The organism is Pirellulales bacterium (assembly GCA_035533075.1).
Lineage (GTDB): Bacteria > Planctomycetota > Planctomycetia > Pirellulales > JAICIG01 > DASSFG01.
In genome coordinates this window covers 1-13,832 of sequence record DATLUO010000265.1, presented here as the reverse complement: position 1 = coordinate 13,832, position 13,832 = coordinate 1, and the positions used below count along the sequence as shown (strand labels likewise).

At 63.7% G+C, this 13,832-nt stretch carries 14 protein-coding genes; 7 read left to right on the top strand and 7 right to left on the bottom strand.

Annotation, left to right across the window (positions count from 1 at the left end; all coding sequences use genetic code 11):
- Positions 1 to 91: 91 nt before the first annotated feature.
- The 4 genes from VNH11_33065 to VNH11_33050 all read right to left on the bottom strand — a co-directional run bounded on the left by VNH11_33065 (position 92) and on the right by VNH11_33050 (position 3,974).
- Entirely contained in the window at positions 92 to 826 is a 735-nt protein-coding gene (locus VNH11_33065) for an ABC transporter ATP-binding protein (GenBank protein HVA51220.1), read from the bottom strand.
- A gap of 3 nt (positions 827 to 829) precedes the next feature.
- Positions 830 to 1,954 (bottom strand): ABC transporter permease, encoded by a 1,125-nt coding sequence (locus tag VNH11_33060; GenBank protein ID HVA51219.1) that lies wholly within the window; start codon positions 1,952 to 1,954, stop codon positions 830 to 832.
- A 188-nt stretch (positions 1,955 to 2,142) separates the two neighbouring features.
- Positions 2,143 to 2,970 carry a hypothetical protein gene (locus VNH11_33055; protein HVA51218.1) on the bottom strand — a complete coding sequence of 276 codons (828 nt, stop codon included), beginning with the start codon at positions 2,968 to 2,970 and terminating at the stop codon, positions 2,143 to 2,145.
- Between the two features lie 335 nt (positions 2,971 to 3,305).
- The gene (locus tag VNH11_33050) at positions 3,306 to 3,974 is read right to left on the bottom strand and encodes a hypothetical protein (protein ID HVA51217.1); all 669 of its coding nucleotides are present in this window, start codon (positions 3,972 to 3,974) and stop codon (positions 3,306 to 3,308) included.
- Between the two features lie 188 nt (positions 3,975 to 4,162).
- On the opposite strand from VNH11_33050, the gene VNH11_33045 reads away from it, so the two are divergent.
- The 5 genes from VNH11_33045 to VNH11_33025 all read left to right on the top strand — a co-directional run bounded on the left by VNH11_33045 (position 4,163) and on the right by VNH11_33025 (position 9,040).
- Positions 4,163 to 5,113 (top strand): fatty acid desaturase, encoded by a 951-nt coding sequence (locus VNH11_33045; GenBank protein HVA51216.1) that lies wholly within the window; start codon positions 4,163 to 4,165, stop codon positions 5,111 to 5,113.
- A gap of 906 nt (positions 5,114 to 6,019) precedes the next feature.
- Complete coding sequence (locus tag VNH11_33040) at positions 6,020 to 6,283, top strand: hypothetical protein (protein ID HVA51215.1); 264 nt, start codon at positions 6,020 to 6,022, stop codon at positions 6,281 to 6,283.
- Between the two features lie 449 nt (positions 6,284 to 6,732).
- Positions 6,733 to 7,470, top strand: a complete 738-nt coding sequence (locus VNH11_33035) for a PEP-CTERM sorting domain-containing protein (GenBank protein ID HVA51214.1) — start codon at positions 6,733 to 6,735, stop codon at positions 7,468 to 7,470.
- A gap of 234 nt (positions 7,471 to 7,704) precedes the next feature.
- Entirely contained in the window at positions 7,705 to 7,971 is a 267-nt protein-coding gene (locus VNH11_33030) for a hypothetical protein (protein HVA51213.1), read from the top strand.
- A 127-nt stretch (positions 7,972 to 8,098) separates the two neighbouring features.
- Entirely contained in the window at positions 8,099 to 9,040 is a 942-nt protein-coding gene (locus VNH11_33025) for a hypothetical protein (GenBank protein HVA51212.1), read from the top strand.
- Between the two features lie 57 nt (positions 9,041 to 9,097).
- On the opposite strand, the gene aroF is transcribed toward VNH11_33025, so the two are convergent.
- Positions 9,098 to 10,174, bottom strand: a complete 1,077-nt coding sequence (aroF, locus tag VNH11_33020) for a 3-deoxy-7-phosphoheptulonate synthase (protein HVA51211.1) — start codon at positions 10,172 to 10,174, stop codon at positions 9,098 to 9,100.
- A 181-nt stretch (positions 10,175 to 10,355) separates the two neighbouring features.
- On the opposite strand from aroF, the gene VNH11_33015 reads away from it, so the two are divergent.
- A complete protein-coding gene (locus tag VNH11_33015; protein HVA51210.1) occupies positions 10,356 to 10,478 on the top strand; it encodes a hypothetical protein in 123 nt (40 codons plus the stop codon).
- Between the two features lie 18 nt (positions 10,479 to 10,496).
- Here VNH11_33015 and VNH11_33010 read toward each other — a convergent pair whose 3' ends face one another.
- The gene (locus VNH11_33010; GenBank protein ID HVA51209.1) at positions 10,497 to 11,855 is read right to left on the bottom strand and encodes a Gfo/Idh/MocA family oxidoreductase; all 1,359 of its coding nucleotides are present in this window, start codon (positions 11,853 to 11,855) and stop codon (positions 10,497 to 10,499) included.
- A gap of 128 nt (positions 11,856 to 11,983) precedes the next feature.
- Positions 11,984 to 13,054 (bottom strand): formylglycine-generating enzyme family protein, encoded by a 1,071-nt coding sequence (locus VNH11_33005; GenBank protein ID HVA51208.1) that lies wholly within the window; start codon positions 13,052 to 13,054, stop codon positions 11,984 to 11,986.
- Between the two features lie 72 nt (positions 13,055 to 13,126).
- On the opposite strand from VNH11_33005, the gene VNH11_33000 reads away from it, so the two are divergent.
- The coding region (locus tag VNH11_33000; protein HVA51207.1) for an FAD:protein FMN transferase at positions 13,127 to 13,832 on the top strand (706 nt) is incomplete at its 3' end.

Here is a 13,832-nt window from a genome sequence, read left to right as displayed (position 1 = left end):
CTAACCACTAATCACTAACCACTAATCACTAACCACTAATCACTAACCACTAATCACTAACCACTAATCACTAACCACTAATCACTAACCACTAGCTACTAGCGACCGGCACGGCCCCGGCGGTGGCCGGCGGATGGTCGGCATCCACCTCGGCGATGCGGCCGGCGTCGAGGTGCAAAATGCGGTCGGCGAAGGCGAAAATCCGCGAGTCGTGGGTCACGACCAGCGCCGTCTTGCCGCGTTCCGAAGTCAAGTGGCGTAAGAGCCGCATCACTTCCTGGCCGTTCTGGGCATCGAGCGACGCGGTCGGTTCATCGGCCAAGATCAAGTCGGGATCGCCGGCCAAGGCCCGTGCCAAGGCCACGCGCTGACACTGCCCGGTGCTGAGCTTGCCGACGTGCGCCTTGGCCTTGTCGGCCAGCCCCACCGCCTCGAGCAGCTCCAGCGCGCGGCGCTGCGCCGGCCTGGGCGCGACGCCGCGCAGGGTGAGCGGCAGACAGGCGTTTTGCAACGCGTTCAATCCACGGATCAACTGAAACCGCTGAAAGACGAAGCCAATCCGGTCGCGCCGCAGCACGGCCCGCTCGATGTCGTTGAGACGCGCGAGATCCTGTCCCACGATCTTGACCTGGCCACGGTCGGGCGTGAGCATGCAGCCCAGGATCGACAACAGCGTACTCTTGCCGCTGCCCGAAGGACCGACGAGAAACACGCACTCGCCGGGCAACGTTTCCAGCTCCACGCCTTCGAGCACCGGCGTGGTCGTGCCGCCGGTGGTGTAGCTTTTGTGGACGTCGTGGGCAAAGATGGTGGGTGTCGTGTGCATGGCTCATCCCCTCAGAACGATGGCGGGGTCGAGCCTGCGAATTCGCAGGTAGGGCAACACCGACGACACGAGGCAGATGGCGAGCACCAGGCCGAAGCTTCCCAGCGACAGCCACCAGGGAATGACGATCGGCGCGTGCGGAGTGCTGAACGTGCGCTGGATCAAGAATACGACCTCCAGCCCCAGCAACGAGCCCGCCAAAGCCATGGTGATCGCCTGCGCCAACAGCATACCATAAATCTGCCGTTCGCTGGCCCCCATGGCCTTCATCGCCCCGAATTCGCTGAGGCGGTCCAAAACCGAGGCGTAGAGCGTTTGCGCGACGATAATCAGCCCCACAAGAAGTCCCAGCATTGTGGCGGCCCCGAAGCTGATGCCCAGGCCGGTGCGCGTGAGCCAGAAGTCGATCGAGTTGCGAGCGTACTCCGCACTGGGAAAGGCATCGACCTCGGGAATTCGCCGGTTGATCTCGCGGCAGACTGCTTGGGCATCGGCGCCGGGTCGCAGCTTCACTAGAAAGTAGGAACAACGGTCGGCCGGCTTTCGCAGATAACTGGCCGCCTGTTCGAGGTTGGTGAACACATAAGGGTTGACCATGAAGCCCACGATGCCGCGGCTCTTGGCGACGACGCGCGCCCGCCGCCCGCTGATCTCGCGCACCTCGCCCAGCGCAGGGTACTCGAGCTTCGCTTCCTCGAAGCAATCGACGATGATCCCTTCTGTTTGGCGGACCTCAGCGGCGCTGCCCTGGTCCATGCTCCACGCGCCGCCCAGCAACGATTTGCGGTCGCACCCCACGACCACCACCCCCTCGAAACCTCCGCTGGGGAGCGTCATGTTGCCGTATCCAATGACGTAGGGCACGGCCAACGCGACGCCGGGCACAGCCCGAATGCGATACATCCAACGCTTGGGGATGTCGAGCGGGAAATCGATGTTATGCACGTACTTGTGTGCGACCCAGATATCGGCGTCGCTGGAATTGACCAGCAAGCCGATCTTGCCCAGCAGCCCGTTGAACAGGCCGCCTTGCACGTTGACGAGCACGACGGAAAACACCACGCCCACCATGGCGGTGGCCAGCTTTCCGCGGTCGGCAATCAGCGTTCGCAGGGCAAGGGACCACATATCTCAAGGATAGGTTTTTGGTTTTGGGGGTTGGGGGTTGGCGGTTGGGGATTGAAGCGGTGATGGGGCTTTTGCCGAATTCTCCCGATGCGAGCGCAGCGCCAACGGCGCAGAATGGACAATGCCGCTTCTAGGCAATTTACGCTTTTTTCCGCCGGGGTGCCAGGATCCTGAACCCCGTGGTTCCGCTAGGCGCAGGCCAGCAGTTCTTCGCGCGGCTCGGCCGCGGCCTGGTCCGCTTCGTAGGCCACGACCGGCGCAAAATAGCGCCGCTCGGCGGCCGAAATCGGGCAAAAACGCAAGTGCTCTTCCGCAATCGGCTCGCCGAAAAACAAAGCGACGTTCTCGGCCGGCGCCTGCTCCAGCCGCGTCAAGTCGAGGTGCAAGGCCACCGCCGGCCGGTTGCAGACCGCCGGATAGGCCCGCTCCTCGCCCAGCGGCCGGAAACCCATCGCGCGGCGGTAGAGCCGGGCGTGCCGCGGGTGAACGGCCACCAACAGATGGTCCAGGCCGTGCCGCCGCGAGAATTGGGCCATCATCCGCATCAGGCCGAGCACCGCCTCAAAACCCAAACGCGAATCGGCCGACGAGCTGGCCAAGGCCGAGACTTCGCCCAGCCAGGTGCTCGGCTCGCGCAGCGCCTCGACCTCCGGGCCATACACGCGGTCCAAAGGCAGGCCGAGACGGCCATCGCCCACCAGGCTGAGCGTGGAGATGACCCGCCCCGCGTGCAGCGCCACGAACGTGGCGGTGGTCGGCAGCAAATGGTGCGGCATGACCCGCATCTGGAAGCGGTTGGGACGCATCAGGCCCGACTCGACGTAGTTTTCGTAGACCAGACGAAAGGCGCCGGCCCGCTCGTGCTGATTGTCGGCCACCTTGTAGACGATGCGGGCCTCGGCCAACGGCTCCGGCACGACCACCGACGGCGCGAAGAGCGACGGGCTGATGCGGTTTTGCGGGGCGGCGATCGGACGACGACGGGCCAGACGGGAAGAGGAAGATGAAGACACCATGGCAGTTACTCCGTGGGGCTGCCGCGGGCCCCCAGAGCAACCGACGCCGGACAAAGGCGAGACACGGCAGCTCTCGATAACGAGACCCGCGTCGTTTTCCACGGCCCACGGCGACATGCCATCGGGCCGCTTCACCTTTTCTATCATTCCCAAACTGCCAACACATCGGCGTAAAAGCGCAAAGTGGCGCAAACTGAGCAAGATGGACGGGGGCAACGATCCGCCCCGAAGGGTCAGTTCGTGGTCGGAGAATTGGTCGGTGGCGCGCTGCATGAGTATAGCCAGAGCGATTCGACAAGCGAGCCTTAGCGCGCGGAGGTAATAGACGATCAAGCTTACGGCCGCTCCTCTTTTTTCGGCACATTTTTCCGCCGCCCTCCAGTCGGAGTGGGGGAAAATGAGATAGGGCGCATGGCGCGCGGGGGTTTGGGTAAAGACGTTCCGTTGTCTGCCCGACGCACAAAGTGTCTGCCCGACGCACAAAAGAGCCCCTTTTCTCGCCCAAGTCGCCTACGGGGGCGAAAGAGGTTCTGTTCATTGAAAGTAGGCTGGGCCACCGCGTCAACGAGATTCCGGGTATCTTTTTTAGGCGTCAGGCCCATCAGGCTCACGAGCATGTCCAAGCGCGAGAAGAGCTGCCGCTCGCGGCAGGCCAAGCACGACACTTCGCCCAACCAGCAGGCTGGCTCGCGCAGCCGTTGGACATCGGGACCGTATACGCACTCCATCGGCAAGCCCAGCCGGCCGTCGCCGATCAAGCTGATCGTGGCGACCACTTCGTCGGCCTGCACGGCGACGAACAGCGTGGTCGTCGGCAAGAGGTGATGCACCGTCACCCGCATCTGATAGCCGTTGGCCGCCATCAGCCCGGCCTTGACGTAGGCTTCGTACAACAATCGGAAGGCGCCGGCGCGCTCCTGCTGCGTCGTCGCGGTTTTGCAAACGATGGGAGCCGTCGCGCCGCCCTCGACGTTCTTTGTTCGGAAGAATACTTGGGCCGGCATTTTCGCTCCGTCGGTCAAGGTTGGTCCGCGACGCATTAGAGCAAGCGTCGCGCCAGTGCTCGTTATGCGGGGTGGCCAAGTAAGATCGCTTTTTCAGGCAGTCGTCAGTTTTGCCGAGCGAACATGGGCACGTTTAATGCAAGCCGGCCGTGGGTCGTTGAACACTTCCTGCGCGGAGGCCGTGCGTCATGTTGCAAGAACGTCGAGCGGGCTATTGGCTGCGCGCCGCGGCTGCGGACTGGTCGGTGATTCTGGCCAGTCTTGCCGCGGCGCACGTCATCGATCGTTGGCCGGGTTATGTCGTGGCCTGGTTGATTGTCGGGAACCGCCAACACGCCTTGTCGCTGTTGGGGCACGACGGCGCGCATCGCTTGATATGCCGCGATCGCGCGGCCAACGATTGGCTTACCTGTCTGCTCTCGTTTTGGCCGCTGTGGACCGACCTGGAACCCTACCGCCGGTTCCACTTCGCCCATCATCGACATGTGGGGACCGTCGACGACCCGGAGACGGGCTGGAAGGGAATCGCTCCCGGCGACGACCCGCCGTTGACGGCGATGAACGTCGTGCGCTGGTTTCTACTCGACCTAATCGGTTTGGGCGCAATCGAGTCGGGTTGGTATTTCAAACACTACCGGCCGAGCCCGCTCGGACCCGCCCTGTTCTGGTCGGGCATTGCTTTTGCCGCCTACTGGTGCGGCCTGTTGTGGGCCGTCTTGTTGTGGCATGCCGCCTTCCTCACCAGCTTTTGGGCGTTCTTCCGCTTGCGCGCCTACACCGAACACTGGGGCACGACGGGCACGCACCGCTGCCGACCGCGTTGGTGGCAGCGAGCTTTCCTGCCGCACAACACCTGGGCGCACTTCGAACACCATGAACGGCCCGACCTGCCGTTCTGGGCCTTGCCGCATTACGTCGCGACCCGCTCACGCCACCGCCGCGCCGTTGCGGAGCCTCGCCTCGTCGCCGGGGCCGACCAACGTGAAACCGCCGCCGTACTCCGCCGCGGGCGCGAACCATCGCCGTTCGCGATCGGACATCGGCCGGCCGACAAGCTGCTCCTCGGCCAGCGGCGCGCCGAAAAAAGTCTCGTAGTTCACCGGACGAACGCGGTCGAGACGCGCAAAATCCAACGATAGGGCCACGGCCGGATTGTTTCGCACCAGCGGATACGACTTCTCCGCGCCCACCGCTTCGAAACTAAGAAACCGCTGATAGAAGCGAGCGTGTCGCGGATGAACCGCGACAAGCAGTTCTTCGACGCCGCGATAACGGGCGGCCTGAACCATCAGCCGCATCAACGGCACGAACACCGGCAAGGTACGCGAAAGCTGGCTGCGCCGGTCGGCCAACGAAGAGACCTCCGCCACGCGAATGCCCCGCCGGCGATACCTCGCGACCTCGTCACCGTAAATCCCTTCCATCGGCAAGCCAAGGTCGCCGTCGCAGACCAGGCTGACGGTGCTGATCACCTCGCCGTCACAGACGGCGACGATCACGTCGGTCGTGTCGAGCAACTGGTACGGGGTGACCCGCATCTCGTGAGGATTGTCTTCGATCAGCCCGGCGCGGGTATACGCGTGATAGACCAGCCGAAAAGCGGCGTCGCGCTCGTGAAAGTTTTCCGCGAGTTTGTAGGCGATCGAATCGCCATCGGGTTCCGCCGGGTCGAGTTCGCTGGCGCAACAGAGTTGAAACGTCGGCATAGGGCACCTTGGCCGGTCCGAAAGCGCCGCCACCCGCAACGGCCGGGTCCGGCCGCGCGCGCTTTGTCGGCAACGGTTGCAAAAGAAAGTGGTTGTTAAGACGTGAAACGCGACATTCAGGCGGCCGCAGCGCCTTCAGCGACGGAACCGTCGCGTGAGGGACGAGGTGCCACGGAGGCCTGTTCGTTCGGCTAGGAAGAGCTTCTTCGCCGAGACATTAAAAGGCTAGGTTGCGAATGAAGCGCGGTCAAAAAAATCTCGCACGGCCCGGCGTGCGCCCGCTTCGCAGCGCCGTGATTCTCAGTTAAAATCGCTTTGCCCTGAACGCCGAGGTGATTTATGAACATTTCCTGCCCCGCTTGTGGCGCCGATATGCCCTCGGCCATGTTGCTTTGCTTGGCGATGGTGTTGGGCTGGAATTACGACTTCGGAGGCTTGTACGCAGAGCCGGGGTCGGTGCTCCCCGTGCTCTCGCTGACAGCGGTGCTATCGGGCCTGGCATGGCTTCACTATGTCGTCGCTCTGGTGGCCTATTACTCCAACCGCAACGCCATGCGTTGGTCGCAATCGCCCGGCGGCGCAGTCTTGCCGGGCTCGCGCTAGCACCACTTCACGCGGACCAAGACCTCTGGGCTATGCGGTATCTGGCCCAATTTGGCTATTGACGGCCGCACCCGCTCGATTATTCTTATCACTTGGAACCGTACTGGAGGAGTTGCCTGGGGCACGCGTGCGTCAGGCAGGTGCAAAGATTGGGGAAACTGTTTGCCGATTTGGGTGCAGCCCGCCAAGAGCCGATTGCCTGAGCGAACCACGCCCGGCGCGTCTCACTGCAATCCACGTTCAATCTCGTCCCTTCTTTGAGTTGGTTCGTGCGTAAAAGGCATGGGCGGCAACGAACGCCGCGGCGCCACGTCGTGCGCTGGTGCGAAGCAGCACGGAGACTTCTGGCTCGAACTATCTGCCCGAGAGCCGGTTTTGCTCGGCGGCCGGCACGTTTTCACGCGCTGCTGGTACGGAAAGACACGATTCCTTTTTTGGGAGAGATTGACATGCACATCGGAACGAAGACGCGTTTGCTGGCCGCGGCCACGGTGGTCGCCGCTCTGGCGGCGTCGCCGGCCGAGGCGGCTTTCACCATGACCGTGAGCGAAACCGACGGCAGCACCACGAACTCGGGCGACGGCGTGGCCCTCGCTCCCGGATCGCTCGCTTTTGTCGGCCTGCTCGGCGGCTCGATGCTGGATGTGAGCACCGCCGTCGATATCGTTACCCCGACCGACGTTTACTTCGACCTTAATACCCTCGCCGCCGTCCTGGTCAGCCCGAGCGCCCCGCTGACGCTGACGGTCACGGTGACGCAGACCGATGCCACCTTGTCGACGGCCGTTTCGCCGACGTGGGTGAATCTGGCCCTGGCAACGGACGGCGCCGTGGCCCCCGGCGAGAACATTCGCTTGACCGCCGCCTTGGACACGAGCGACCTGGGACGGACCAGCGGCAGCGGTGTCTCCACACTGTCGTATGGGAGCGGGCCGGGGATCTTCTCAACCCTGGGGTCTTCGCCGTCGGCGTTGGTCTCGCTGGCGGGCGCCCCACAGACGCAGCCTTTCTCGCTGTCGTTGACGGAAACGATTCAATTCACTTCGCCCGGCATCGTTCAGGTGAATTCGTCGGTCGACCCGAGCGTTCCCGAGCCGAGCACGCTGGCCCTGCTGGCCAGCGGCCTGCCGCTGCTGGGGTTCGGCTTTTTGCGGCGCCGCCGCCCGACCGGCGTGGCGAGCGGCTGAGGGCGGTGTCAACATCGGCGCGGAGCGCGCCGGGAGCCTCTCTCAAAGACCGTCCCAGGCGGGCCCGCCTCCGAATTTCAATAAAACCGGCGCTTTGCGCCTCGTTCTCATAATTGCTACAAAAAGCAGTTTTACGCTTGACGGCGTATTTCCTTGCCGGCTGCCGGGGGCTATCATTTTCTGGTGTCGCACCGCCGGGCCATGACCGCCGCAAGGAACCAGAGGAACACCAGGATGAGCAGGAACCGCATAGGATTTTTCTTTTCGGCCGACGACTTCGGCCGGGCGTCGCCGCAGCCCGCGGCGATGCCTTGTGCCACCGCCCGGCCACGCATTCGACCGGGAGACCGCGTGCGGGTGCGACGCGGCGTGTTGACCGGCGTCGAAGGAAGCGTGGTCCGCCTTTGCCCCGCCTCGCGAGTGCTTGTTTCCATCGACCTCGACTGCCAGGGAGTGTCGCTGGAAATCGAGGGCCGGATGCTCGAGCTTCTGGACCCGTGAAATCGCGGCCAAAAGCCGAACGCGGTAGCTTGCGTTTTCCCAGCAGTGGAAGGACAATAGAAGCGGTTTGAGCGGGAGTCGGCGGCGGAACTCCGTCGGCCGCCCGCTCTCCGCAAGGGAGGCCGCCATGGCCACCGACCGCTTGTCACGCCGCATACTTCGACGCAGCCTGCTGACGTCGTTGACGGTCCATGTAATCGCCCTTGTGGTATTGACCGTTCTCATGCACTCCGTGCTCTTCGGGCCGGGTCAGACGTTGCTGCTCGCCGTGGGAACCGCGGAGCCGTTTCCGGAGCCGGAGATTCTCGTGACGACCGAGTGGGTGATGCCGCCGGATGCCAGCGACATCCTGGCCCTGGAAAGCGCCCCGTTTGCCGAATCGGATCATGCCATCGAGGCCGTGGCGCCGGAAGTGTGCTGGCTCGACGCGCCCCACCGTTCCGACAATCCGCCCAGCACTCCGCAAAGCTCGACGGAAGGAGCGTCGTTTTTCGGTACGGCGGCTCTTGGCGATCAATTCGTGTACGTCGTCGATATCTCACCCAGCATGAATATCGGCTGGGGAAGAGGACCCGGCCAGATAAGCCGCTTGATTCGGGCGTTGGCGGAGTTGAGGGCCTCCATTGAACGGCTCTCGCCCGGCCAGTCGTTCTATGTGGTGTTGTTCAACGGTGAGACGCGCCGCATGTTCGACGACGAGTCGGTTCTCCCGCGGGCCTTGCCGGCGACACCCGAAAACAAACGCCGTTTGAACGCCTGGCTGGCCTCCGTCCGCACCGGCGAATCGACCGATCCGCGCCGCGCCCTGCAGCTTGCGCTGAAGATGCGGCCGAGCGCGCTCTTCTTGTTGTCCGACGGCAGGTTCGATCAGCAAGCGACAAGCGTCTTCGAACTCATCGACCGGCAGAAGGGCGCCCGCACGCCGATTCATACCATCGCCTACGAGGATGCCCGGAGCTGCCGGGACCTGGAGCAGATCGCCCGTTTGACCGGCGGCGAATATCGTTTCGTACCGCCGCCAGCTCATCAGATTGGGCAACTGCCGGCGCCGGAGCAACGCACTCACTAGAAGCATGGGCGGCGGGCCGGGCCGGACCCCCCGCCAGGCAAAACGGCAATCGCCGCCTCATCGGACTCCCGCCAGCGCCAGTTCCCGCCCCGCGGCGTAATCTTCGATTTTTTCGGCGCGCGACACCTGCTTGCCGAACAAGGCGGCCAACGACCGGATTTGCGCGGCCACCTCCGCATACTGCTTGGGCAACAGCGCCTGCGGACCATCGGAAAACGCCTCCTCCGGGCAATGATGGACCTCGATATGCACGCCGTCGGCGCCGGCGGCCACGCCCGCCAGAGCGCAAGGCCCGATCAAGTCGGGCCGGCCGGTGGCGTGGCTCGGATCGACGATGATCGGCAGGTGCGACAGCGACTTGCTCAAGGGCACCGCCGCCACGTCGAACAGGTTGCGCGTGGTCGCGTCGAAGCCCTTCACGCCCCGCTCGCAAAGCACCACGTTGGAGTTTCCTTCCGACAAGATGTATTCGGCGCTCATCAGCAGGTCTTTGACCGAAGCGCACATGCCGCGCTTGAGCAGCACCGGCTTGTTCGTCTGGCCGACTTCGGTGAGCAGCGGATAATTCTGCATGTTGCGGGCACCGATTTGAAACATGTCGGTATAGCGATCGACCAGCACGACTTGACGGGGATCCATCACCTCGGTGACGACCGGCAAGCCGTACTTGTCGCCCGTATCGCGAAGAATCTTCAGGCCTTCCTCGCCCTTTCCCTGGAAGGCATAGGGGCTGGTGCGTGGCTTGAAGGCGCCGCCGCGCAAGAGGTTCGCCCCGGCCGCCTTGACGGCCCTGGCGATCACATCCATCCGTTGGGCGCTCTCGACGGCGCAGGGGCCGGCGATCATGGCCAGATGGCCGCCGCCGATCTTGACGCCGGCCACCACGACGATGCTCGGCTCCGGTTGGGCCTCCTTACTGGCCAGCTTGAAGGGCGGCAAGATCGGCACGACGCTGGCCACACCGGGAATGGCTTCCAGCGGCGACGCTTGCAGCTTGGCTTCATCGCCGATCACGCCGATGATGGTGCGGTAAGTGCCGCGGCTGAGATGGGCTCTCAGGCCGAGCGACTCGACGCGATCGATGACGTGCTGGAGTTGTCTTTCGGTGACCTCGGGTTTCAGAATGATAATCACGGCAATTCGCGGCGCTGTGAAAGGAGGGTAGGCGGTAAAGCAATTTCAGGAACTCTATAAAAAGTCTAGTGCGCAGCGGCAAAGGGGGAAGATGGGTCATCCGTGCCGAGGTCAAGCTATGCTTCTTAATAGGTCCAGCGGCTCCGGTCGGGCCGGATGTGCCGCTCGACGAACGAATCCCATGAAATTGCCCGCCGGTTGGCTGGGGCGGACACCGACGATGACGTACCGCGACCGCCAAGCCGGCGAGGCCGGCCGGAAAGGCGCGGTGGCCCTGCGCGCGAATTCGCGGGCCGCTGAATAATCCGCCCTAACGCCTGCGTCACACCACCTGCGTATGACCCGGCACGGCGACGGTCGGCACCGGCGGGGCCGCGTTCCAGGCGTATTCCTTCGGTCCCAGGCTGAGCTGCGAGTTCAGCGCGTCGTTCCAGGAAATCATCTTGCCCGAATAGGTACACATGCGGCCGTAAATGGCCGTCATCGTGCTCAGCGCGCCGTATTCGGCCTCGTTATACGGGTTGCCCGAAAGGATGCTGGCGATCAGATCCTGGTGCTCGACGACGTAGGGGTTGCCATCCGACGTGCCGCGCTCGGCGCGATACTTCCAGCGGTCTTCGCCCGTCACGCGGATCTCGTGCCCGCTGATGTCGGCCGAACCCTTGGTGCCTTGGGCATGCTCCGAGACGCTGTCCCAGCAGTTGGGAATGTGGCGGCAGTAACTGAACATCCGCGAGCCATCGGCGTACTCGAACTCGACGGCGTGGTGATCGTAAATCTCGCCGTAGTCCGCGCCGGTGCGCACCTGGCGGCCGCCCATCCCTTGGGCCTTGACCGGATAGGCGCCCTTGAGCCAGTTGATCACGTCGAGATTGTGAATGTGCTGCTCGACGATGTGGTCGCCGCACAGCCAATTGAAATAGTACCAGTTGCGCATCTGGTACTCCATCTCGGTCTGGCCTTGCTCGCGAGGACGCACCCACACGCCTCCGCCGTTCCAATAAGCCCGCATGGTGACGATGTCGCCGATCGCGCCGTCTTGCAGGCGCTTGATGGTCTCGATGTAGGCCTTTTGATGGCGGCGCTGCAGACCGACGCCCACGCCGAGGTTCTTCTCTTTGGCCCGCTTCGCCGCGTCGAGCACGGCCCGGACGCCCGGTGCATCGACGGCCACCGGCTTTTCCATGAACACGTGCTTGCCCGCCTCAACGGCCGCGGCAAAGTGGATCGGGCGGAAGCCGGGCGGCGTGGCCAGAATGACCAGGTCCACGCCGGCGTCGAGCACCTTCTTGTAAGCGTCGAAGCCGACAAACTGCCGCTCCTTGGGAACATCGACCTCGAAGTTGAAAGGCTTGTTTTGCTTGGTGCGGTCGGCTTTCTCTTTCTCGGCCTCGCCCTTGATGCCGTGCAGACTGCCGTTCAGGCGGTCTTCGAAGGCGTCGCCCATGGCCACCAGCTTGACCTTGTGGTTGCTGTTCATCACATCTTTGGCCGCGCCCGTGCCTCGGCCGCCGCAGCCAATCAGGCCGATCTTGATGGTCTCGTCGACGCCCGCGTGCGCGCTACGGGCGACACCCAAGCTGCCTATCAGGCTGCCGCCGATCATGGCCGCCGACGAAGTCTTGATGAAGTCGCGGCGTGAAGGGATCTCGCGTCGAGTGTGGTCGGATGGATGGCTCATTTCGGTTCTCCGTTAAAAAGGGGCGTGGGGGTGAAAGGCTTCAGGCGTCAGGCGTCAGGCGTCAGGCGTCAGGGTTCAGGGTTCAGGGTCTCGGCGTCACCTGATGCCTGATGCCTGATGCCTGATGCCTATTGCCTGTTCGTATCAATTACGTCGAGGTTCAACTCGTACTTCTCCTTGTCTTTGTCGCCGGGCACAGCCAGCGGACGCACGACGCGGAAGCCCACAAACAACGCGTCAGTATAATACCAAATGCTCTGCGGCACCTGGGGGTCTTGCTGTTTCCAGTCTTTTTCGCTCCCCCGCCGGGCGGCGCTCCGCAAGAGGGGCGGGTCGTCGTCCCACGAGCCGCCGCGCACCACGCACGGCTCGACGGTCGTCGGCACGGCCATCGGATTATCGGCCGTTTTGCCGGCGAATTCCTGGTAGAAATCCGGCACGTATTGATCGGTACACCATTCAGCCACGTTGCCGTGCATGTCGAACAGCCCCCAGGGATTCGGCTTCTTCTCGCCAACTTTGTGGTAGGAGTCGTGGCTGTTTTCGTAGAACCAGGCGTACTCCGGCAGCTTCGAGGCGTCGTCGCCGAAGGAATAGGCGGTCTGGCTGCCGGCCCGGCAGGCATATTCCCACTCGGCCTCCGTCGGCAAGCGGTAGTAGCGGCCCGTCTTGGCGCTGAGCCACTGGCAATATTTCTTGGCCGCAAGCTGCGTCATGCAAATCGCCGGGAAGCTTCCCTTGCCCATGCCAAAGCTCATGTCGGTGTAGGGCTTGGTGGGCCGCGTCACGGCGTCGGCCAGCTTCTCGAGCTCGCCCGGCTGCTTGCCGGCGATCTTGCGGCGGGCAACATCGAGGGCGAACATGAAAACTTCATATTCGTCCCAGGTGACTTCATACTTGCCCATCCAGAAGGGAGCGACCTTCACCTCGTGAGCCGGCCCTTCGTCGTCTTGCCGGCCGGGCTCGTTGTCGGGGCTGCCCATGCGAAACATGCCGCCGCGGATGGGCACCATCTCGAAGCTCGCTTCCGAATCGCTGATGCGGTCGGTGTAGGGCTTCATCTCGGCCTCGCTCTTCGCCTCCGCATTGGCGACCTTGAGCACCGGACGGCTGCCGTTTTCAGCGGCACCGGCGGGAGCCGCACGAAGGCAAAGCAGACTCGCCAGGAGGATGGCCTTCCCAGGCCGTCCATATACCATTGCCATTGTATCGCTTAAGCTCATGAAGCAGTCTCATCGTCACTGGTTGCCCGCCATGTTCCAAAAACCGCCATGCCAATTTTAGCTTGTCCGCTCGTGCAACTCCTCGTCGCCGCAACCGTGCAGGCGGCTGCCGCCGACCAAGAGTTGCACCGCTTCGCCTACGAGCGGACCCTGATGGGCGCCGCGGTAAAGATCACATTGTACGCACCGCAAGAACGCTCCGCAAACCTCGCCGCCGAAGCCGCCTTCGATCGCATCGCCGAACTCGACCGTATCCTCAGCGATTACAAACCCGACAGCGAACTCTCGAAGCTCAGCGACACGGCCGGCAAAGGCCGCGCGGTGCCGCTCGGCACCGACCTTTGGACGGTGCTGGAGCGTTCGCAACAATTGGCCGAACGGAGCGGGGGCGCGTTCGACGCGACCGTCGGCCCCTACGTGCGGTTGTGGCGTCGGGCACGTCGCAACAAGGAGTTCCCCGCGGCCGAGCGGCTGGCCGAAGCGCGGGCGGTGGTGGGCTACCAAAAGCTGAAACTCGACCCTTCCCGGCACACCGCCCAGCTTCTCGCGCCCGGCATGCGGCTCGATCTGGGCGGGATCGCCGCCGGCTATGCCGTCGATCAGGCGATGGCCGTGCTCCGGCGGCATGGCATCCACCGGGCATTGATCGACGCCAGCGGCGACATTCTGGCGGCCGGTCCTCCGCCCGGCCAAGAGGGCTGGAAGATCGGCATCGCTCCTCTCGACGCCGCCGGGCCGCCCAGCCGGTATCTGG